The following is a 20,707-nucleotide window of genomic DNA, read 5'->3' as shown; positions in this document are numbered from 1 at the left end:
CGAAGACGAACCGCTCCGGCTCGCCCTCCTCGTAGCGCTCGGCGTCGACCTTCGCGTAGAAGGTGCCGTCGCGGAGGTCGTCGACGCGGACGCGGTCGATGGCGCCGCCGAACTCCGTGAGGATGTCAACGAGCAGGTCGTGCGTGAGCGGTCGGTCGAACGGTTCGCCCTCCAGCGCCATACCGATCGATCGGGCCTGGTCGCCGCTGACGAATATCGGGACGTACTCGTCGCGCGCGGAGAGGATCACCGCCGGGACGTCGCCGCTCGGCGCAGACCCCGCACCGACCCCGACGACCTCGGCTTCGTGTTCCATATCGGAACGTGGTGACGGCCGCTTGAATAGCTGTCCCACGCGCGTCCCGTTCGGTCCGCGACCCCCGCCGCCCTAGCTCGACGCTCGGTACCAGTACGCCCACGCCAGCGTGAAGACGAGCGCGGCGGCGACGAAGAAGACGACCCCCGGCTCGACGAGCGAGACCGCGTACTCCGCGAGCGGGCGGCCGACGAGGTCGACCGCACTGTCGGCGCCGTCGGCGGCGGTGTTCTGGTCGGGGACGCTCTCTATCGAGGGGCCGTCGGTGCTGGCCGTCCCAACGTCGTCACCGCCCGAGGCGCTCGTCCGCGGGTCCGCGAGCGAGCCGACCGCGAGGAGCCGCTGGGCGGCGACCGCGGCGAGTCCGATGATCCCGTACCCGCCGAGCAGACGCATGAGCGCGGTCTTGATCCCCGTCGACTCCTCGGAGCCGCCAGCGAACAGCACGAGCGGCTCGTCCGCTGCGGCGTACACGTCCATCTCGCGGCCCTTCTCGGAGTAGGCGGTGTCGACCACCTCCACGAGGTCGGCCTCGTCGAGCCGGGAGAGGTGGTACTGGACGTTCTGGAGCGAGGTGTCGACCTCGTCGGCGATCTCCGACTTCGTCGCCGGGCGGTCGTGGAGCGTCGAGAGGATCGCGCGCGCCGTCTCGGAGCCGAGGGCCGCGATGAGGTCGTCGGCCTCGTCGTCGTCGACGCCGACGACCCGGGGCTCGCGCTCCTCTGGCGTCGCGTCCGGCAGGGAGGGCAACAGCCGGGACATACGACATCCTGTGGCGCGTGAGGATACAAACTTGTTGGATCGTTGGGGACGGGGTCGACCCCGCCCGAGCGGGAGCCGGGACCGACGCACAAACCCTAAACGCGGTGACCGAGTACGTCGGGTGATGACAGAGACGTCACGGGGGACCGACGACGAGGCACCCCCGTCGACCGACAGACCGCCGCGCACCGACGGCGGCGACCTCGACCGGAATCCGGGCCGCGGACCCGCCGCCGACGGCGAGGGGAGCGTGACGGTCGTCGGGACCGCACACGTGTCGGAGCGCTCCGTCGACGAGGTCGAGGAGACGATAGAGCGGGAACGCCCCGACGTCGTCGCGGTCGAGCTCGACGAGGGGCGCTACCGCCAGATGAACGGCGAGACGCCCGACGACCTCGACGCCGGCGACCTGCTCAGGGGGAACACGGTGTTCCAGTTTCTGGCGTACTGGATGCTCTCGTACGTCCAGACCCAGCTCGGCGAGCGGTTCGATATCGAGCCGGGCGCCGATATGAAGGCCGCCGTTGACATCGCCGAGTCGCTCGGCATCGACGTCGCCTTGGTCGACCGCGACATCCAGACCACGATCCAACGCTTCTGGGCCCGCATGACGATCACGGAGAAGCTCCGGCTCGTCGGCGGGCTCGCGTTCGGCGTCAGCGACCCGCGCGTCGCCGGCGCGATCGGCGGGCTCCTGGTCGGGATCCTCGCCGGGCCGGCCATCGGCCTCTTCGGCGGCGCCGTCGGGATCACCGACGCGATCCTGACGAGCGTCGCCGCGGGCGTCCTCGTCGCGCTCGGCGTCGGGATCGCCGTCGACCAGGTCGGCTCGCTCGCGCTCTCCCCGGACCAGCGGCTCTACGCCGCGGTCGGCACCGGGCTCTCGACCGGCGTCGCCGCCGGGGTCACCGGGGCCGCGAACGGACCCGTCTCGGCGTACCTCGGCGGGTTCCCCGTTGCGGCGATCGGGGGCTTCGGGATCGGGATCGGCCTCGGTCTCGTCGTCGGCGCCGTCCTCGCGATCGCGGTCAGCGGGTTCGGCGGCGGCGAGGTGGACCCGGAGGCCGGGGGTATCGAGGAGCTGGACGCCGCGGACCTCACCGACACGGACGTGGTGACGATGATGATGGAGGAGTTCCGGCAGTTCTCCCCGGGCGGCGCGGAGGCGCTCATCGACGAGCGCGACGCGTTCATCGCCCACCGGCTCGTCGCGCTCCGCGAGGCCGGGCACGACGTGGTCGCCGTCGTCGGCGCGGGCCACCAGGCGGGGATCGAGCGGTACCTCGCCGAGCCCGCGACCCTCCCGGCGATGGACGACTTGGTCGGCGAGGAATCGGGACGCGGGCTCCCCTGGAAGAAGGCGATCGGCTACGCGATCACCGTCGGCTTCGTCGGCTTCTTCCTCCTGCTGGCGCTCGGCGGCGCCGGCAACGCGTTCTTGCTCCGGCTGTTCGGCGCGTGGTTCCTGATCAACGGCGTCTTCGCCTTCGCCTTCGCGAAGGTCGCCGGCGCACGCTGGCTCTCGGCGGGCGTCGGCGGCGCCGTCGCGTGGATGACCTCGATCAACCCGCTGCTCGCGCCCGGCTGGTTCACCGGCTACGTCGAACTGCGGAGCCTGACCGTGAACGTGGCGGACATCGGCGCGCTCAACGACCTGCTCGGCGACGAGACGCGGTCGGTCGGCGAGTTAGTCTCCGCGATGCTCGACGTGCCGCTGTTCCGGCTCATCGTCGTCGTCGCGATGACGAACGTCGGCAGCATCGTCGCGAGCTTCCTCTTCGCGGCGTACGTCATCCCGGCGATGTTCGGCGCCGAGGTCGGCGGCGTCGACGAGGTCGGGCGGCTGCTCGTCGAGGGCGCGGTCAACGGCGCCGACCTCGTGCGCGGCGCCGTGGGGGGGATCGCATGAGCGGCGGCGCGACGTTCTCGGGGCGGCGAATCGCGGGGCTCTACTTCAGCGGCGCGGAGCTCCGCGACCTGCTCGTCGCGTGGCTCGCCTTGGGCGTGGCGTTCACCCTGTTCTTCGTCGGCGGCTCGGCCGGGATCGGTCGCATCCTCGCCGCGGGCGTGATCCCGCCGCTGTTCGTCGGGCTCGCGACCGCTGGGGTCGCCTTCCTCCTCCACGAGGTCGCGCACAAGGTCGTCGCGGTCCACTACGACCAAGTCGCGGAGTTCCGCGCGGACAACAGCATGTTGTTCCTTGCCGTGATGAGCTCGCTCCTCGGGTTCATCTTCGCCGCGCCCGGCGCCGTCCACCACCGCGGGCGGCTGACGCCGCGGGAGCACGGGCATATCGCGCTCGCCGGCCCGGCCGTGAACCTCGGGCTGATGGCCGTGTTCTTCCCGCTGTTCGCGCTCGGCGGGCTCCTCGGCAGCGAACTCGTGACGATCCTCGGCGCGCGCGGCATCGCGATCAACGCGTTTCTCGCGGCGTTCAACCTCGTCCCGTACGGCCCGCTCGACGGGAAGACGGTGCTGTCGTGGAGCAAGCCGGTCTGGGCGGCCGTCTTCGTCCCCTCGGTCCTGCTCGCCGTCGGGCTCGTCTTCGTCGTCGGGCTCGGCTTCGGCGGCCCGTTCTGAGCCGCGGTCGGGCGACCGCCGCGCGTCCGGCGGCTTCGCCCGGAACGGTGCGTTTTTGCTCCGCCGGCGTGCCTCCACACACATGACCGAGGGCGACGGGAGCGGCGGCGGGGGACCGGACGGCGACGACGAACTCACCTACGCGGACGCGGGCGTCGATATCGACGCGAGCGAGGCCGCCACCGCCGCGCTGATCGGCGCGGTCGGCTCGGACTCCGACGCGGACGGCTCGGGGAGCGACTACGCGGGCCTCCTCGATATCGGCGACCGCTACCTCGCGCTCGCGACCGACGGCGTCGGGACGAAGCTCCTCGTCGCGGAGGCGCTTGGCGACTACTCCACGGTCGGTATCGACTGTATCGCGATGAACGTCAACGACCTCGTCGCGGCCGGGGTCCGCCCCGTCGCGTTCGTCGACTACCTCGCCGTCGACGAGCCGGACGAGCGGTTCGCCGAGCAGGTCGGCGAGGGGCTCGCTCGCGGCGCCGAGCTGGCGGACATCGAACTCGTCGGCGGCGAAACGGCCGTGATGCCGGATGTCGTCCGCGGGCTCGACCTGGCCGGTACGTGCGCGGGCCTCGCCGCGAAGGACGGCGTGTTCGACGGCCGCGCGGAGCCGGGCGACGCGCTCGTCGGCTGGCAGTCGTCGGGGATCCACTCGAACGGGCTCACGCTGGCCCGAGAGGCCGTCACGCGCGACCACGCCTACACGGATCCCTGCCAGTTCGGCGACTACGAGACGCTCGGCAACGCGCTGCTCGAACCGACCGCGATATACACCGACCTGCTCGACCCGATGCGCGACCACGGCGTCCGCGGCGCCGCCCACGTGACGGGCGGCGGCTGGACGAACCTCGACCGCCTCGGCGATCACCGCTACGTCGTCGACGACGCGTTCGACCCGCAGCCCGTCTTCGAGTTCGTCCGGTCCGAGGGGAACGTCTCCGACGAGGAGATGTACCGCACGTTCAACATGGGGACGGGGTTCGTCGCCGCGGTCGACGCCGACGCCGCGGACGCGCTGGCCGACGCGACCGACGGTCGCGTGATCGGTCGCGTCGAGGACGGCGCGGCGGACGCCGGAGGCGACGGCGGGGCGAGCGTCGCGATCCGCGGGCTGGAGCTGTGAGCGGTCGCGTCCGAGGTACCGGCGATCGTTGCGGCCGCCGCGGAGCGGCGGCGGGGCGTGCCGCCGACTGACCCGTTATGACCGGCCACCGCGTAGGTCGAGTCAATGACGGACGGGGCCGTATCGGAGGAAGAGAGCGGGACCGAAGCCGACGGCTCCGAGGACGACGGGGACGGACGGGCCGAAGAGTCGGCGCACGTCGAGGACGTGCCGGACGGCGCGGGGTGTACGGAGATCTGGGAGCGACTGTCGGAGCGGCGCGAGGAGTGAGCTACTGCGACAACTGCGCCGCAATGTCCGCCTCCGTGATGATTCCGACCGTCTCCCCGCCGTCGGTGACCATCACCGCCTTGTAGTGGTCGAGGAGGTTCCGGACCTCGTCGACGGTCGCCGACGGCGCGACCGTCGGGAACGACTCGCTCATCACCTCGCTGACCGGGTGATCGCCGACGTTCTCGCCGGCGTGGACCACGTCGCCCTGGCTGATCGACCCGACGGGCACGCCGTTCTGGAGAACGGGGAGCTGCGAGTACGCCTCGGCCTCCATCAGATCGACCGCCTCGCCCACGGCGTCGTCGGGCGCGACGCTGATCACGGTCTCGTTCATCAGGTCGGCCGCGCGCACGACCTCGCCCTCCGCCTCTTGGAGGGCGTTGACGATCCGGCGCAGCGTCGAGAGCCGCGGGTCGACGTCGCCGCCCTCGATCCGCGCGATGAGTGGCTGGGAGACGTCCGCGGCGTCGGCGAGTTCGCTCTGGGTCAGCTCCAGCGCGGTCCGGCGCTCGCGGAGGTCCTGTGGCGTCGGCAGTTCCATGCCGGGTAATTACTTAGGGTTATTAGAAAAGCTTTCGGCACCGACCGGGCACCGGGATCGCTCCCGGCAGATCCGTCCGACGCCCCGCGTCCGTGCCTATCGCTCCGGCTCTTCGTCCTCGTCCGCATCGGTCTCGAAGACGTCGATGACTCCGAGGGGAACGTCGCGGAGGGCGCCGCCGACCTCGCTTTTCGCGATCCGTTCCGCGTGCTCCTCGCTGTCGGCGTTGAACACGTCGATCTCTAGGAGCAGCCCTACGAGGGCCGTGTTCGCCGCGAGGAACGCGGCGTCGAACGGCTCGCCGCAGGCCGGACAGCCGGTGACGCCGGGCTCGACCTCGACGTACTGCTTGTCCGTCTCGTTGAGTCGCTTGCCGGCTTCGCTGACCGCGACGCCGATGGCGTCGTCGGTCTCCTCGACGTCACGGACCAACCAGGCGGCTTCCATCGCGACTTCGTAGTTGCTCATACGCGGTCGGAGGAGCCGCAGGGTTTCTTGTCTTGTGGTTTGGCCGCGGTCGAAAACGAGCCGTCGATCGCGCGGAACCGGCGGCGAGACGCGCCCTACAGGCGGTCGACGATCGCCGCGGTGACCTCGTCGGTCGTCGCCGAGCCGCCGAGGTCGCCGGTGCGCGGGCCGTCGGAGAGGACGCCCTCGACCGCGTCGCGGACCCGCTGCCCCGCCTCGACGTGGCCGAGATACTCGAGCAGCATGGCCGCCGAGAGGACCGCCGCGGTCGGGTTGGCGACCCCCTCGCCCGCGATGTCCGGGGCCGTGCCGTGGACCGGCTCGAACAGCGCGTTGTCGTGGCCGATGTTCGCCGACGGGAGCAGACCGAGGCCGCCGACGAGCCCGGCCGCGAGGTCGGAGAGCACGTCGCCCGCGAGGTTCGGGCAGACGATCACGCCGTACTGGCCCGGGTCGAGCGGGAGCTTCGTCGCGAACGCGTCCATCAGCTCCTCGTCGGCGTCGACGCCGCGCTCGTCTGCGACCGCCGCGACCTCGTCGCGGAACCGGCCGTCCGTCTCGCGCATCACGTTCGCCTTGTGGGCGACGGTGAACCCCTCCTCTGGGTCCCCGGCGGGGCCGCGCCCGTCCTCGACAAAGTCACAGGCGTACTCGGCCAGCTCGCGCGAGGCCGACGACGTGACGACGCGTGTCAGCGTCGAGAGGTCCTCCGAGAGGCGGTCCTCGTGGCCCGCGTAGACGCCCTCGGTGTTCTCGCGGAGGAACACCACGTCCGTCTCCGGCCGGAGCGCGTCGACGCCCGGGAGCGCCTTCGCGGGCCGGACGTTGACGAACGAGTCCACCGCCTCGCGCAGCGGGAGGATCACGTCGGCGGCCGTCTCGCCCGCCGCGCCGAACAGCGTCGCGTCCGCGTCGGCCACCAGGTCGTACGTCTCGTCGGGGAGCGCCTCGCCGGTCGCGTCCCGGGTCGCGTCGCCCGCGTCCCCGCGGACGAACTCGAAGTCGGGGTCGAGCGCGTCCAATACCTCGACGGCGGCCGGCACGACCTCGCGGCCGATGCCGTCGCCCTCGATGACGACGATCTCGTCGGTCATCCGGCTCAGTCGTCCCCCTCGACGTACGGCAGGTCGGCGACAGTCTCGTCGACCTTGCTCCGGTTCGAGTACATCAGCGCGGTCGTGTCCCAGATCCCTTCGACCAAGGCCTCGCGCATCGCGTCGTCGACCTCGACGTCCATGACGGTGTCGCCATAAGTGACAGTCTCCCCTTCCACGTCGACCTCGATGTCGCCGTCGGGGTTCGCCTCGATCCACTCTTGGAGCTCGACCACGGTCTCGTGGTCGGCGGTGACCGCGGGGATGCCGAGCGACTTACAGTTGTCGCGGAAGATCTCGGCGTAGGACTCGCCGACGACGCCGTCGACGCCCCACCGCATCATCGCCTGCGGCGCGTGCTCCCGGGAGGAGCCGCAGCCGAAGTTGGAGTTAACGACCGCGATCGACGCGCCCTCGAAGCGGTTGAGCGGGTGGTCGTTGAACTCCCCGTCCTCGTCGCGCCGGGCGTCATAGAAGAGGTAGTCCGCCATGTTGTCGAACGTGACCTCCTTCATGAACTGCGCCGGCAGGATCTGGTCGGTGTCGACGTCGTCGCCGGGGATCGGGACGCCCGTGCCCGAGACCTCGGTGATGTGTTGGTCGTCGCCCGCGTTGGCGTCGGGGGCCATCAGTCGGCCACCTCCTCGACGCCGCCCGCGCCGCCGGTCGGTCCGTCGTCCAGGTAGTCGCGCGCGTCGACGACCTCGCCCTCGACGGCCGCGGCCGCGACCATCGCGGGGCTCATCAGCACCGTCCGCCCCTCCTTCGAGCCCTGCCGGCCGACGAAGTTGCGGTTCGACGATGACGCACACACCTCGCCGGCGCCGAGCTGGTCGTCGTTCATCGCGAGGCACATCGAGCAGCCGGCGCGCCGCCACTGGAAGCCGGCCTCGATGAACGTCTGGTCGATGCCGCGCTCCTCGCACTGGGCGCGGACCGTCTCCGAGCCGGGTACGGCGAGCGCGCGCACGTCCTCGTCGACGCTGTGGTCCTCTAGGATCCGCGCCGCTTCCTTGAAGTCCGAAAGGCGGCCGTTCGTACAGGTGCCGAGGAACGCCACGTCGACGTCGTACCCGAGCATCGACTGCCCGGGCTCGACCTCCATGTGGTCGATCGCCTTCTCGGCGGCCTCCCGGTCGGTCCGCTCCTCGAAGTCGTCCGGGTGCGGCACCGCCTCGTCGATCCCGACCACCTGCCCGGGGTTGATCCCCCACGTGACCAGCGGGTCGAGTCCGTCGGCGTCGACCGTGACCACGTCGTCGTACTCGGCGTCGTCGTCGGAGGCGATCGATTCCCAGTACCGCTTCCGCTCCTCGAACGCCTCGCCCTCGGGGACGTACTCGCGGCCCCGCAGGTACTCGTAGGTGGTCTCGTCGGGGTTGATGTACCCCGCGCGGGCGCCGCCCTCGATGGACATGTTACAGACGGCGAGCCGTCCCTCCATGTCGAGCGCCTCGATTGCGGGGCCGCCGTACTCGTACACGTGGCCGACGCCGCCGTCGACGCCGAGGTCCTTGATCACTTTCATGATCACGTCCTTGGCGTAGACGCCCTCGCCGAGCTCGCCCTCGACTTCGATCCGGCGGACCTTCTGCTTGTCCGCGGCGATACAGCCGGTCGCGAGCACGTCGCGGATCTGGCTGGTCCCGATGCCGACGCCGATGGAGCCGAACGCGCCGTGGGTCGCCGTGTGGCTGTCGCCGCACGCGACCGTCATCCCCGGCTGCGAGAGGCCGAGTTCGGGGGCGACGACGTGCGTGATCCCCTGCTTCCCGGAGTCGAATCCGAAGAAGGTGATCCCGCTCTCGCTCGTGTTGCGTTCGAGCGCCGAGAGCATCTCCTCGGCTTGGTCGTCGGCCAGCGGGCGCTCGCGCTTGTCCGCCTCCGTCGGCGCGATGTGGTCGGTGGTCGCGAACGTCCGCTCCGGGTACGCCACGTCGAGGTCGCGCTCGCGCAGCATCCCGAACGCCTGCGGGCTCGTCACCTCGTGGACGAGGTGGAGCCCGACGAACAGCTGGTCCTGCCCGTTCGGCAGCTCCGTCACCTTGTGGCGCTCCCACACCTTGTCGTACAGCGTTCCCTCGCTCATCGGGCGTCACCCCGGACCGCCGCGCAGTCGGAAGACCGACCGCTCACCGCTACGCCCATCAGGCGGTCACCTCGGCGCTCTCCTCCTCGTCGCCCTCGGCCGACTCCTCCCACGCGAACAGGCCGCGCAGCTCCTCGCCGACGGCCTCGATCTCGTGGGTCTTCTCCGCCTCGCGGAGCTGGGTGTAGGAGGGGCGGCCCGCCTGGTTCTCCGCGATCCACTCGCGGGCGAACTGGCCGTTCTGGACCTTCTCCAAGACCTCTTCCATGTTCTCGCGGGCGTGCTCGTCGACGACCACGTCGCCCTGCGTGAGGCCGCCGTACTCGGCGGTGTCGGAGACGGAGTCCCACATCCCGCCGAGCCCGTCCTCGTACATCAGGTCGACGATGAGTTTGAGTTCGTTGAGGCACTCGAAGTACGCCATCTCGGGGGAGTACCCTGCGTCGACGAGCGTCTCGTACCCCTGTTTCACCAGCGAGGTGACGCCGCCGCAGAGCACCGCCTGCTCGCCGAACAGGTCGGTCTCCGTCTCCTCGCGGAACGACGTCTCGACGACGCCGGCGCGGGTACAGCCGATCGCGGCCGCGTACGCGAGCCCCTCGTCGTGGGCGTCGCCGGTGGCGTCCTGGTACACCGCCAGCAGGCCGGGCGTCCCCTGGTCCTTCTCGTAGTTGCGGCGCACGAGGTGGCCCGGCGACTTCGGCGCGACCATCGTCACGTCGACGTCCTCGGGCGGTTGGATCTGGTTGTAGTGGATGTTGAACCCGTGCGCGAACTGGAGCGTGTCGCCCGCGTCCAGGTTCGGTTCGATCGCGTTCTCGTACACGTCCGGCTGAACCGTGTCGGGGACGAGGACGCTCACCACGTCGGCCGCGGCGACGGCGTCCGCGGGGGCCTCCACGCGGAGCCCGTCGCCTTCGGCGGCGGCCCGGGAGGAGCTGCTCTCGCGGAGGCCGACGATCACGTCGACCCCGCTGTCGGCGAGGTTCTGCGCGTGCGCGTGGCCCTGCGAGCCGTAGCCGAGGACGGCCACCGTCTTGTGCGCGATCGCCTCCTCGTCGGCGTCTTCGTCGTAGTATACTGTCGAGTCGAACGTCTGCGTGTCGTCTTCGGTCATGTGTATCGTTGTGAGTTCCTGTGTGGTCGCGTGTCAGTCGTCGTGCGTGGTCGGTTCGGCGGCCGTGCCGGGCTTCTCGCCGGGCGCCGTGGGGGTGTTACCGCGAGCGAGGGCTGTCGGCCCCGTCCGCGCGATCTCGACGATACCGAACCGGTCGAACGCGCCGATCGCGTTGTCGATGCTCGCCTTGTCGCCGGTGAGTTCGACGGTGATCGTCTCGGGGCCGGCGTCGACCGTCCGGCCGTCGTACATCTCGGCGACCGCGTGGACCGCCGCGGGGTCGTCGGCCTCGACCTTCAGCAGGACGAGCTCCGAGGTGACCGCGTCGCCGGCGACCTCGCCGACCGAGATGACCGGCTTCAGCTTCGACATCTGCTTTTCGATCTGGTCGATCCCGGGGTCCGTCTCCTCGACGACCATGGTGATCCGCGAGTGACCGTCGACGGTCGTCGGCCCCACGGTGAGGCTCTCGATGTTGAACTGGCGGCGGGAGACGAGGCCGGAGACGCGCGCCAGCACGCCGGGCTCGTCCTCGACGAGCGCCGAGATGACCGCGCGGTGCGACTCGTGTTCGGCCTCGACGACGGGGTCGATCCGGATCCCCTCGAGGTTCCGGCGCCCCTCCGGGTGGTCGCGCTCGTTCGGACCGGGCTGTTCGCCCGGGAGCGGCCGGGAGTCGGCGCCGGGCGCGACGGGCGACCCGCCGTCGGCCGCCGCGGACGCCTCATCGTGCCCGGGGTGCGGCTCCCCGTCGGACGCCGCGGTGTCGTCGCTCATAGCTGGTCCTCCGCGGCCGCGAACTTCCCGTTCGCACCGCCGCTCGGCACCATCGGCAGGACGTTCTCCGCGGGGTCGACGTGGAAGTCGACCACGGCCGGCCCGTCATAGTCGAGGGCTTCCTCGACCGCGGGCGCGACCTCGTCGTAGTCGTCGACGCGGAGACCGAGCGCGCCGAACGCCTCCGCGAGCTTGTCGAACTCGGGCATCCACGTGTAGTCGGAGGCCATGTGTCGGCCCTCGTAGAACGCGTCCTGCCACTGGCGAACCATCCCGATGTACTCGTTGTTGAGCACGGCGATCGTGATGTCGAGCTCCTCGCGGACCGCGACCGACAGCTCCTGCATCGTCATCAGGAAGGAGCCGTCGCCGTCGAAACACACCACGTCGCGGTCCTCCTCGCCCATCGTGTCGGCCGCGACCCGCGCGCCGACCGCGGCGGGCACGCCGTACCCCATGGTCCCCAGCCCGTGGGAGGAGACCCACGTCCGCGGCTCCGTGTACGTCCAGAACTGCGAGGCCCACATCTGATGCTGGCCGACGCCGGTCGTGACGATCGTGTCATCGTCGGTCGCCTCGTCGAACGCCTCGACGACGAACTGGGGCTTCAGCGGCTCGTCCTCGGGCGTCGCGTACGTGAGCGGGTACGTCTCCCGCCACTCGTCGCACCGGTCGCGCCACGCCTCGGCGTCGGGCGCGTCGCGGACCGCGGCGGTCAGTTGGTCGAGGACGCGCCCGGCGTCGCCGATCAGCGGGTAGTCGGCGTGGACGTTCTTCGAGATCTCCGCGGGGTCGATGTCGACGTGGATCACCTCGGCCTCGGGCGCGAACGTGTCGATCCCGCCCGTGAGCCGGTCGTCGAACCGAGTGCCGACCGCGATCAGGCAGTCGGTGTGGGTGATCGCCAGGTTCGCGTAGCCGGTTCCGTGCATCCCCGCCCACGAGAGGCAGAGGTCGTCGTCCTCGGGGAACGAGCCGATCCCCGGCATCGTCGTCGTCACCGGAATCCCGTAGCTCCGGGCGAACGTCCGCGCCTCGTCGCTCGCGTCCGCCTTGATGACGCCGCCGCCGAACAGACAGACGGGGCGCTCGGCGGCCTCGATGGCGCGCGCTGCCTCCTCGACCGACTCCGCATCGGCGTTCGGGTCGGGGTCGGTCCCCGCGGGCGGCGTCGCCGGACCGGGCGTCCGGTCGGTCTCGTCCTGCGTGACGTCCTTCGGGAGGTCGACGAGCGTCGGCCCGGGGCGCCCCGCGCGCGACAGCTCGAACGCCTCGCCGACGGTGTCGCCGACGGTGTCGGCCCCGCTCGCGAAGTAGTTGTGCTTCGTGATCGGGCGCGTGACGCCGACCGTGTCGGTCTCCTGGAACGCGTCGTTGCCGACGAACTCCGTGGGCACCTGCCCGGTCAGCGCCAACATCGCGTCGGAGTCCATGTCGGCGTCGGCGATGCCGGTGACGAGGTTCGTCGCGCCGGGGCCGGACGTGGCCATACAGAGCCCGGGTTCGCCCGCGACGACGCCGTACGCGTCGGCGGCGTGCGCGGCGCCCTGCTCGTGGGCCATCGTCACGTGCCGGACGGAGGAGTCGTACAGGGCGTCGTAGACAGGCATGATCGCGCCGCCCTGAACGCCGAAGGCGGTCTTCGCGCCCGCGGCCTCGAGGGCGGCAACGACTGACTCGGCGCCCGTCGAGACGGGCCCCGCCGTCTGGTGTTCGTCCGGTTCGGTCGGCTCCTCGGTCGCGGCCGCCGTCGAGCCGTCGTCCGACTCGTCCGCGTCGGATCGCGGCTGTGCTGCTGTGTCGCTCATTGTCGTGGTTGGTGTGGCATCTGGTGGGTCGTCGTGTGGGTCGCTGCGAACGCGCGACGGGCGGGCCCGCGCCGCGTCCCTCGGGGGCGCGGCTTCGCGCGTCGAGAACGGCTCGGCCGCCGACGTTCGGCGGCGCGTCGCGTCGGTGAGGAAGGGGTAATGTAGGGGCTTATACCCCTACAATGATCGGCGCGACGGCTCCGGACGCGGTAGCGCGTTCCGCGAGCGCGGTGTACCGTCGCATCTCGCCCGAAGCAACGCGGCCGGGGTATAAATTCCTGTCGGGCGTCCGGAACGGAACGCGGTCGGGACTGCTCCCGCGACCGCCCTCGCGGTCGCTCGGGGGGCGCTCCGGTCGGGGAGTGGGTCATCAGACCCGGACCTCCTCCTCGCGCGTGACGTTCGCCTCCTCGGCGAACCGCTCGACGTCGCCCGCGGTCACCTGCCGCTTGCCGGCGCCGTACTCCTTGACCCGCTTCGTGATCGTCCGGACCTCGGAGTCGGTCGGGTCGAAGCCGGCCTCCACCAAGTGCTTGCGCACGCTGTGGGTGCCGGTGTGTTTGCCCAGCACGAACTCGCGCTCAGCGCCCACCATCTCCGGAGTCATCACGCCGGTCTCGAACGTGTCGGCGTTCTCGATGACGCCCGCGGCGTGGATGCCGGACTCGTGGGCGAACGCGTTCCGGCCGGTGATCGGCTTGTTCGCGGGCACCGGGATGTCCGAGGCCTCCTCGACGATCCGGGCCAGCTTGGTGATCTGGGTCGTGTCGATACCGGTGTCGACGCCGTACACCGACTCGACGGCCATGACGACCTCCTCGTAGGCCGCGTTGCCGGCGCGCTCGCCGATGCCGTTGACCGACACCTGCGCCTGCTCCGCGCCGTTTTCGAAGCCCGCGACGGCGTTGGCCGCGGCCATCCCGAAGTCGTCGTGGGTGTGGACATCGACGCGGGCGTCGGTGGCCTCGACGACGGCGTTCACCGTCTCGCCGAAGCTGGTCGGCATCCCGACGCCGCAGGTGTCGGGGATGTTGATCCAGTCGGTGCCGGCGTCGGAGACGGCCTCGACGATGTCGATCAGGTAGTCCGGGTCCGTTCGAGTGGCGTCCATCGGCGAGAACATACACTCGACGCCGGCGTCTTTCACCTTCTCGACCGCGTCGACCGCGCGCCCCTTCGCCTCCTCGCGGGTCGCGTGCATCGAGTCCTCCAGCTGGACGTCGCTGGTGGAGACGAACACGTGGACCATCTCGACGCCGGAGTCGATGGCGGCGTCGATGTCGCCGTCGACGACCCGGGCCAGTCCGCAGACGGTGGTGTCCGTCGCGGCGGCGATGTCGCTGACGGCCTCGAACTCCGCGTCCGAGTTGACCGGGAACCCCGCCTCGATGACGTGGGTGTCCATGTCGTCCAGCGTCGCCGCTATGCGGCGTTTCTCGTCGTAGCTGAACGATGTCCGTGGTGACTGTTCTCCGTCTCGCAGGGTCGTGTCGAAGATCCTGACAGGACCGATATCGACGTTAGAAGCTATCGTGCCCTGGAAGAACTCGATCCGCCGGGGTGTCCGACGAAGCCTCCGTGATGTCTGTCATCGATTCACGACAAGACGGTCGAGTACTTAATCGTTTGGACAATCGCAAAATCGGTGCGGACCGGCAGTTCGGAGCCGAAGAGGCGAAGAGCAGTAGATCGCATGACTGCGGCGGTGTCAATACACCTTAAGGAGGTAATACACACACAGGGGATCCGACACGTATTCCGATTCGGAAGTCAGTTAATAAGTGGTCTCGACGTTCGTTTCGTTCGTACTGCGGGCGGCCGGCGGTTCACGCGCGAGACGAGTCAGCGAGTCTCACGGCGCCATCTCCACCGTGATCGGCGGTCGGTCCGCACCGATATCCGGGTCGACCGGCGGACGCGCCGCTACCGACCGAGCGCGTCGGTCACCTCGCGCCGGAGCGCGACGAGGTCGGGGTTCGCCCGCTCGCGGGGCCGGTCGATTTCGACATCGACGACCGACGCCACCCTCCCGGGCTGCCCGCCGAGCACGACGACGCGGTCCGCGAGGTAGACGGCCTCCTCCACGTCGTGCGTGACGAGGACGACGGTCGTCCCGCGCGCGTCCCAGACGTCGAGCAGGTGGTCCTGCTGGTCCGCCTTCGTCAGCCGGTCGAGCGCGGAGAACGGCTCGTCGAGCAGCAGCACGGCGGGGTCGTAGGCGAGCCCCCTCGCGAGCGACACGCGCTGAGCCATCCCGCCGGAGAGCTCGTCCGGGCGGCTCCCGGCGAACCCGTCGAGCCCGACCGTCTCGATCAGGTCGTCGACGCGCTCGCGAGCCGCCGGGGTGTCCGGGTCGACGTCGGCCGGGAGTCCGACGGCGACGTTCTCCCGGACGTCCGCCCAGTCGAGCAGCCGCGGTTCCTGGAACACCATCCCGACGGCGTCGCTGCCCCCCTCCCTGACGTCCGCGCCGTCGACGGCGACGCGCCCGGCGAACTCGGCTTCGAGTCCGGAGAGCACGCGGAGCAGCGTCGACTTCCCGCACCCGGAGGGGCCGACGACCGCGACGAACTCGCCGTCCGCGACCGCGAGGTCGACGCCGTCGAGCGCGACCGTGTCCCCGTACCGCTTCCGGAGGTCGTCCACCGCGAGGACGGGGTCAGCGTCCGACGACACGGTCTCTCACCTCTCTGACCGCGACATCCGAGCAGTTGCCGAGGAACGCGAACAGCAGGATCGACCCCACGATGATGTCGGGCCGCGCGAGGGTCCGCCCGTCGCTCAGCAGGAATCCGATGCCCTGACTCGCCGCGATCAGCTCGGCGGCGACGACGAACATCCACGCCAGTCCGACGCCGCCGCGGATCCCAACGAGCAGGTCCGGGAGCGCGGCCGGGAACACGACCCGGCGCAGCGACTCGACGCGCCCGAGGTCGTACACCTCGGCGACCTCCAACAGCTCCTCGTCGACCGCGGCGATGCCGGTCGAGAGGTTGAGGTACACCGGGAAGAACGCGCCGACAGCGATGAGCAGCACCTTCGCGCTTTCGCCGATGCCGAACCAGAGGAGGAACAGCGGCACCCACGCCAGCGACGGGATGTTCTTCAGGCTCTGGAGGAGTGGGTCGAGGAGGTCGCTCGCGGTCCGCGAGAGCCCGGTGGCGGTCCCGAAGACGGTTCCGACGACGATGCCGAGGCCGGCACCGAGAACGACGCGCTGGACCGTGATCGCGACGTGGCCCCACAGCTCGCCGGTGGCGGCCATCCCGTAGAGCGTCTCCGCCACGCGCAGCGGGGTCGGCAGCTGGTACGCCGCGATGATCCCGGTCGCGACGACGAGGTGCCAGACGACGACGAGCGCGGCGGGGACGAGCAGCCCGAGCAGGGGCCGGAACCGGCTGGCGGCGGGGAGGGGAACCGGGCCGAGGCTGCGAGACTCGGCGCCGCCGGCCGACTCGCCGGCCGTCGACCCACGGCCGGAGTCGGAGTCGCGGGACACCCCGGACTCCCGGCGGGTGTCGGCGGCCATCTCAGACGACCTCGCTCGCGAACTCGGAGTCGATCAGGTCGTCGACGTTGCCGGCGGGGTCGGCGTCGTCGGTCACGAGCCCCTCGCGTTCGAGAATCGGCGAGAGGTCCGCGAGCAGTTCGCGGTGGGGCTCGCCCGGGATCGGCTCCGAGAGGTCGTTCCGCTGGGTGAACACGCGCTCCGCGACCGGCTCGGACATCTCGGAGGCGTCGGCGAGGATCCCGGCGGTCGCCGTCGGGTTCCCGATCGCCCACTCGCGGCCCCGCTCGTAGGCCTCGATCACGCGACGCGCGTCCTCGGGCCGGTCGGCGAGGAACCCGTCGAGGAAGTTCAGGAACCCGTACGTGTTGTACCGCGGCTCGCGGAAGAACAGCTCCGCGCCGTCGTGTTCGAGCTCCAACTCGGCCATGTGCGGGTCGAGTCCGGCCCACGCGTCGACCTCTCCCCGGACGAGAGCGGACTGTCCCTCGGGGTGCTGGAGGTTGACGACCTCGACGTCCTCCTCGCTCAGCCCGGCGTCGTCGAGCGCCTGAAGCAGGAAGAAGTACGGGTCCGTCCCGCGGGTGGCGGCGACGCGGCTCCCTTCGAGGTCTTCGACCGATTCGATCCCGGTCTCCTCGAACGTGACGAGCGCCGTCCACTCCGGCTCCGAATAGACGTACGGCGTCGTTATCGGCACGCCGTTCGTGCGGGCCATCAGCGCCGCGATTCCGGCGGTCGAGGAGACGTCGGCCTCGCCGCTCTGGGCGTACTCGTTCGCTTGGTTGCTCCCGAGGCTCAACACCCACTCGACGTCGGTTCCGGTGTCGGCGAACGCCGCTTCGAGCCACCCCTTCTCGCGCAACACGAGACTGACCGGGTTGTAGTACGCGTAATCGACCGTCACTGTGCCCGAGTCGCCGCCTCCGCCCGCGCAGCCGGCGAGCAGCGAACCGCCGATCGCCGCGCCGGTGCCGCGGAGGAACTGTCTTCGCTCCATCGTACCTCCGCATACCGGTGCCACTCATAAGCCAATATGGCTATGGAGAATATTCAATTGCGTCTATGATGTTTTGGAGTTATTCATTGCCGGGTCGTGCGTCGTGGTGGCACGGGCGTCGACGGTCGCGACACGGATGCTGACGGGCGGACGGGCGCTTTCGACAGATGGGCGATCGGGAACGGAGCCGCTCGTCTCGCGTTCCGGGTCCCGGATCATGCTGCCGGTTGCTCGCGCTGTCCGCTCGGGGGAGATCAGAGAACGACGGCGGCAGCGTGCCGAGAGAGCCGGCGTTCCGGCTACATCCCCATATCGGCGGCGGCGTCCGGCACCGGGAGGTCTGGGACGGCGGCGCCGAGCAGCTCGGCCGCGTGGTCGAGCGCCATGTCGAACCCGTAGTAGCGCTCCAGTTCGTCGCCGTCCGGGCCGGTCCGGACCTTCAACATCGCGTATCCGTCGGCGTTCTGCGCGACGGTCGCCTCCCGACCGTCCCGCGAGAAGGTGAGCCGTCGCTCGCCGTCGGTCTCCTCGTACCGCGCCTCGATGCCGTTCGCCGACGCGGCCTCCGTGTCGGTCATACAGGCGTTACGGGCCGGTCCCTGTCGAACCTGTCGGTCGCCGAGACCGGGCGATCGGTCGCGAGCCGTCCGGTGCCGTGGCCCCGGTGCCGGGCGGCCTGCGGCCGCGGAGCTAGCGCGGGTCCCACCCGTTGAACTCGCTCCCCGACTCCAGTTCGGGGTCGAACGCGTCGATGACGCCGCCGAGCGTGTCGTACCCTCGGCGACCGCGGCGATGTCGACGATCGCTTCGTCGTCGGTCCCGACCCCGCGGGCGATGGTACCGCGTTGGTGCTACTCGTGCCGGTTGCCGATCTCGCTCGATACCGCCAAGATGACCAGTTCACGCTCCCGTTCGGTGAGCCGGCTGTCGGTCCACAGCGACTCGGGGAACGACCAGAGGCCGGCGAGCACCGCGGGGTTGTTGCCGAGCGACCGGCACACGTGAAGCGGTTCCCCTGAAGCGACGACCCCGAGAGCTCCCCGTACTCGTCCGGCACGTCAGACGCCTCTGCGTAGGGAACGCGGGCCATGGCGAAGGGCTCGCACCCGCGAGGCATAGGTGTACGCCACTCGGTACCGTTCACTGCGACCGGTTCGGGCCGGTCCGCGGGGATCCGCGATAGCAAGCTTAAGGGACGCCACGCGCCAATCGGCGGCAATGAGTACCGAGGTGACCCGTCGGCGCGCGTGGGTTATCGCCGCTCGGCCGCAGACGCTCCCTGCCGCGGCCGCGCCGGTGATCGTCGGCGTCGGGCTCGCGCTCGCCGACGGGGTGTTCGCCCCGCTGCCCGCGCTCGCGGCGCTCGTCGGCGCGGCGCTGATCCAGGTCGGTACGAACTTCGCGAACGACTACTACGACGCGATCCAAGGGGCGGACACCGACGACCGCGAGGGGTTCACGCGCGTCGTCGCCAGCGGCCTCATCGAGCCGGCCGAGGTGAAGCGGGCGATGTGGCTCACCTTCGCGGCCGCGATCCTCGTGGGGACCTACCTCGTCGCCGTCGGCGGCGTCCCCATCCTCGTGATCGGGCTCGCCTCCGTGGCGGCCGGGATCGCCTACACCGGCGGGCCGTACCCCCTCGGCTACCACGGGCTCGGCGACCTCTTCGTGTTCGTCTTCTTCGGCGTGATCGCGGTGACGGGGACCTACTACGTTCAGGCCGCCGCGCTGCTCGCAGGGTGGTTCCCGGCGGGGCCCCCGGAGGGCACCGTCGCGCTCGCGGCGGTGGTCGCGAGCCTCCCGATCGCCGCGCTGTCGACAAACATCCTCGTCGTCAACAACCTCCGCGACCGCGAGGAGGACGCCTCGACGGGCAAGCGCACCCTCGCCGTCCGGTTCGGCTACCGGTTCGCTCGCGCCGAGTACCTCGCGCTGCTCGCCGTCGCGTACCTCGTCCCCGTCTGGTTCGCCGCGCGCGGCGACGGGCTCGCGACGCTGCTCCCGCTCGTCACTCTCCCGCTCGCGGCGACCGTCGCGCGGACGGTGCTCACCGAGACCTCGGGCGAGGCGCTCAACCCCGCGTTAGAGTCGACCGGCAAACTGCTCGCGGCGTACGCCGTCGCGTTCGCCGTCGGGTTGGCGGTGTGACCGACGACGACCCTCGCGGCGAGGCCTCGGTCACGGTCGTGCGCCACCGCCCATTCGCGCTCGACCTGACCCGACCGCTCGGAAGCGCACGCGGCGAGATCCGTCGCCGGGAAGGGTTCGTGATCACGGCTAGACGCGGCGGCGACGAGTCAGGCGCGGTCGGCCTCGGCGAGGCGACTCCGCTCCCAGGGTGGACGGAGTCGCGCGACGCCTGTGCGGCGGCGCTCAGCGACCTCGAAGCCGGGAACATGTCCGAACCGGTCCCGGGAGTGCCGGACGCGGAATCGACGCCAGCCGCGCGACACGGCGTCTCGCTCGCGCTCGCCGACGCCGCAGCTCGCGACGCGGGACGGCCGCTCGCGGAGCAACTCGCCGTCGAGGCCGGCGTGACCGCGACGCCCGCTGACGCCGTCCCGGTCAACGCGACCGTCGGGGACGGCGGGCCGGCGGAGACCGCCGCCGAGGCGACGCGTGCGGTCGAGGAGGGGTTCGACTGCCTGAAGCTGAAGGTCGGCGCCCGCGACGTCGACGCCGACGTCGAGCGCCTCCGCGCGGTCCGCGACGCGGTCGGCGACCGGGTCGCGCTCCGGGCCGACGCGAACGGAGCGTGGGACCGGGAGACGGCGCGTCACGCGCTCGGCGCGCTGGCGGCGTTCGACCTCGCGTACGTCGAGCAGCCGCTCCCGGCGGACGACCTCGGCGGGCTGGCGGAACTTCGCCGCGACGGTGGCGGCGAGCGGGTCCCGATCGCCGCCGACGAGTCGGTCGCGGTCCACGGGGTCGACGCCGTCCTCGAAGCGGACGCCGCCGACGCGGTCGTCCTCAAGCCGATGGCGCTCGGCGGCCCCGACCGCGCGCTGGCGGCCGCGCTACGGGCGCGGTCGGCCGGCGTCGACCCGGTGGTCACCACCACGATCGACGCGGTCGTCGCGCGGACGGCCGCCGTCCACGTGGCGGCCGCGGTCCCCGAGGTGTCGCCCTGCGGGCTCGCGACCGGGACGCTGCTCGACGAGGACCTCGCCCCCGATCCCTCTCCGGTCGCAGAGGGCGCGGTCGCCGTGCCGTTGGGACCCGGACTCGCGGGCGCCGCGTTCGAC

At 70.9% G+C, this 20,707-nt stretch carries 22 protein-coding genes; 6 read left to right on the top strand and 16 right to left on the bottom strand.

All coding sequences use genetic code 11. The annotated features are described in order from the left end of the window. Positions 1 to 316, bottom strand: a 316-nt coding sequence (locus B9G38_RS07595) for a bifunctional nuclease family protein (protein ID WP_086219987.1), incomplete at its 3' end; no start/stop codon positions are given. Between the two features lie 72 nt (positions 317 to 388). Next, positions 389 to 1,078: a winged helix-turn-helix domain-containing protein gene (locus B9G38_RS07590; RefSeq protein WP_049929867.1), complete on the bottom strand. Its 690-nt coding sequence runs from the start codon at positions 1,076 to 1,078 to the stop codon at positions 389 to 391. Positions 1,079 to 1,202: 124 nt separating this feature from the next. Between B9G38_RS07590 and B9G38_RS07585 the strand changes: the two genes are divergently transcribed. The 4 genes from B9G38_RS07585 to B9G38_RS18215 all read left to right on the top strand — a co-directional run bounded on the left by B9G38_RS07585 (position 1,203) and on the right by B9G38_RS18215 (position 5,057). Further along, positions 1,203 to 2,987 carry a TraB/GumN family protein gene (locus B9G38_RS07585; RefSeq protein WP_049929869.1) on the top strand — a complete coding sequence of 595 codons (1,785 nt, stop codon included), beginning with the start codon at positions 1,203 to 1,205 and terminating at the stop codon, positions 2,985 to 2,987. Then, the gene (locus B9G38_RS07580) at positions 2,984 to 3,658 is read left to right on the top strand and encodes a metalloprotease (protein ID WP_086215691.1); all 675 of its coding nucleotides are present in this window, start codon (positions 2,984 to 2,986) and stop codon (positions 3,656 to 3,658) included. The genes B9G38_RS07585 and B9G38_RS07580 overlap by 4 nt, the downstream gene beginning before the upstream one ends. Positions 3,659 to 3,740: 82 nt before the next feature. Then, positions 3,741 to 4,787: a phosphoribosylformylglycinamidine cyclo-ligase gene (gene purM / locus B9G38_RS07575; protein WP_086219986.1), complete on the top strand. Its 1,047-nt coding sequence runs from the start codon at positions 3,741 to 3,743 to the stop codon at positions 4,785 to 4,787. Positions 4,788 to 4,892: 105 nt separating this feature from the next. Then, a complete protein-coding gene (locus tag B9G38_RS18215) occupies positions 4,893 to 5,057 on the top strand; it encodes a hypothetical protein (RefSeq protein WP_169514826.1) in 165 nt (54 codons plus the stop codon). Position 5,058: 1 nt separating this feature from the next. Here the strand turns inward: B9G38_RS18215 and B9G38_RS07570 are convergent, their stop codons facing one another. The 14 genes from B9G38_RS07570 to B9G38_RS18520 form a co-directional block, all read right to left on the bottom strand. Next, positions 5,059 to 5,601 carry a CBS domain-containing protein gene (locus B9G38_RS07570; RefSeq protein ID WP_049929872.1) on the bottom strand — a complete coding sequence of 181 codons (543 nt, stop codon included), beginning with the start codon at positions 5,599 to 5,601 and terminating at the stop codon, positions 5,059 to 5,061. A gap of 96 nt (positions 5,602 to 5,697) precedes the next feature. Beyond that, positions 5,698 to 6,069, bottom strand: coding sequence for a DUF555 domain-containing protein (locus B9G38_RS07565; RefSeq protein ID WP_086219985.1), 372 nt, complete (start codon positions 6,067 to 6,069; stop codon positions 5,698 to 5,700). 95 nt (positions 6,070 to 6,164) lie between these two features. Then, on the bottom strand, positions 6,165 to 7,163 hold the full coding sequence (locus B9G38_RS07560) for an isocitrate/isopropylmalate family dehydrogenase (protein WP_049929873.1): 999 nt from the start codon (positions 7,161 to 7,163) through the stop codon (positions 6,165 to 6,167). 5 nt (positions 7,164 to 7,168) lie between these two features. Further along, positions 7,169 to 7,792 (bottom strand): 3-isopropylmalate dehydratase small subunit, encoded by a 624-nt coding sequence (gene leuD, locus B9G38_RS07555; protein WP_086219984.1) that lies wholly within the window; start codon positions 7,790 to 7,792, stop codon positions 7,169 to 7,171. Next, on the bottom strand, positions 7,792 to 9,252 hold the full coding sequence (leuC, locus tag B9G38_RS07550; protein ID WP_049929875.1) for a 3-isopropylmalate dehydratase large subunit: 1,461 nt from the start codon (positions 9,250 to 9,252) through the stop codon (positions 7,792 to 7,794). The genes leuD and leuC overlap by 1 nt, the downstream gene beginning before the upstream one ends. Before the next feature lie 58 nt (positions 9,253 to 9,310). Next, positions 9,311 to 10,369 carry a ketol-acid reductoisomerase gene (gene ilvC / locus B9G38_RS07545; protein ID WP_086219983.1) on the bottom strand — a complete coding sequence of 353 codons (1,059 nt, stop codon included), beginning with the start codon at positions 10,367 to 10,369 and terminating at the stop codon, positions 9,311 to 9,313. Between the two features lie 33 nt (positions 10,370 to 10,402). Beyond that, positions 10,403 to 11,146 (bottom strand): acetolactate synthase small subunit, encoded by a 744-nt coding sequence (gene ilvN / locus B9G38_RS07540; protein WP_086219982.1) that lies wholly within the window; start codon positions 11,144 to 11,146, stop codon positions 10,403 to 10,405. Further along, the gene (ilvB, locus tag B9G38_RS07535; RefSeq protein ID WP_086215685.1) at positions 11,143 to 12,954 is read right to left on the bottom strand and encodes a biosynthetic-type acetolactate synthase large subunit; all 1,812 of its coding nucleotides are present in this window, start codon (positions 12,952 to 12,954) and stop codon (positions 11,143 to 11,145) included. The genes ilvN and ilvB overlap by 4 nt, the downstream gene beginning before the upstream one ends. Positions 12,955 to 13,324: 370 nt before the next feature. Continuing rightward, entirely contained in the window at positions 13,325 to 14,485 is a 1,161-nt protein-coding gene (locus B9G38_RS07530; protein WP_179235213.1) for a LeuA family protein, read from the bottom strand. Positions 14,486 to 14,877: 392 nt separating this feature from the next. Then, a complete protein-coding gene (locus tag B9G38_RS07525) occupies positions 14,878 to 15,630 on the bottom strand; it encodes an ABC transporter ATP-binding protein (RefSeq protein ID WP_086219981.1) in 753 nt (250 codons plus the stop codon). Continuing rightward, positions 15,614 to 16,483, bottom strand: coding sequence for an ABC transporter permease (locus B9G38_RS07520; RefSeq protein WP_086215682.1), 870 nt, complete (start codon positions 16,481 to 16,483; stop codon positions 15,614 to 15,616). The genes B9G38_RS07525 and B9G38_RS07520 overlap by 17 nt, the downstream gene beginning before the upstream one ends. Before the next feature lies 1 nt (position 16,484). Then, positions 16,485 to 17,462: an aliphatic sulfonate ABC transporter substrate-binding protein gene (locus B9G38_RS07515; RefSeq protein WP_049929884.1), complete on the bottom strand. Its 978-nt coding sequence runs from the start codon at positions 17,460 to 17,462 to the stop codon at positions 16,485 to 16,487. Between the two features lie 299 nt (positions 17,463 to 17,761). Then, positions 17,762 to 18,040 carry a hypothetical protein gene (locus B9G38_RS07510; protein WP_086215681.1) on the bottom strand — a complete coding sequence of 93 codons (279 nt, stop codon included), beginning with the start codon at positions 18,038 to 18,040 and terminating at the stop codon, positions 17,762 to 17,764. Between the two features lie 273 nt (positions 18,041 to 18,313). Then, entirely contained in the window at positions 18,314 to 18,463 is a 150-nt protein-coding gene (locus B9G38_RS18520; RefSeq protein ID WP_233127172.1) for a carboxymuconolactone decarboxylase family protein, read from the bottom strand. A 217-nt stretch (positions 18,464 to 18,680) separates the two neighbouring features. Here B9G38_RS18520 and B9G38_RS07500 point away from each other — a divergent pair, with 217 nt between their 5' ends. Continuing rightward, on the top strand, positions 18,681 to 19,610 hold the full coding sequence (locus tag B9G38_RS07500) for a 1,4-dihydroxy-2-naphthoate polyprenyltransferase (protein WP_086215680.1): 930 nt from the start codon (positions 18,681 to 18,683) through the stop codon (positions 19,608 to 19,610). Next, on the top strand, positions 19,607 to 20,707 hold a 1,101-nt coding region (locus B9G38_RS07495; RefSeq protein WP_086219980.1), incomplete at its 3' end, for a mandelate racemase/muconate lactonizing enzyme family protein. The genes B9G38_RS07500 and B9G38_RS07495, both read left to right, overlap by 4 nt.

This window comes from Halorubrum sp. SD612 (assembly GCF_002135005.1).
This window is presented reverse-complemented; position numbering and strand designations above follow the sequence as displayed.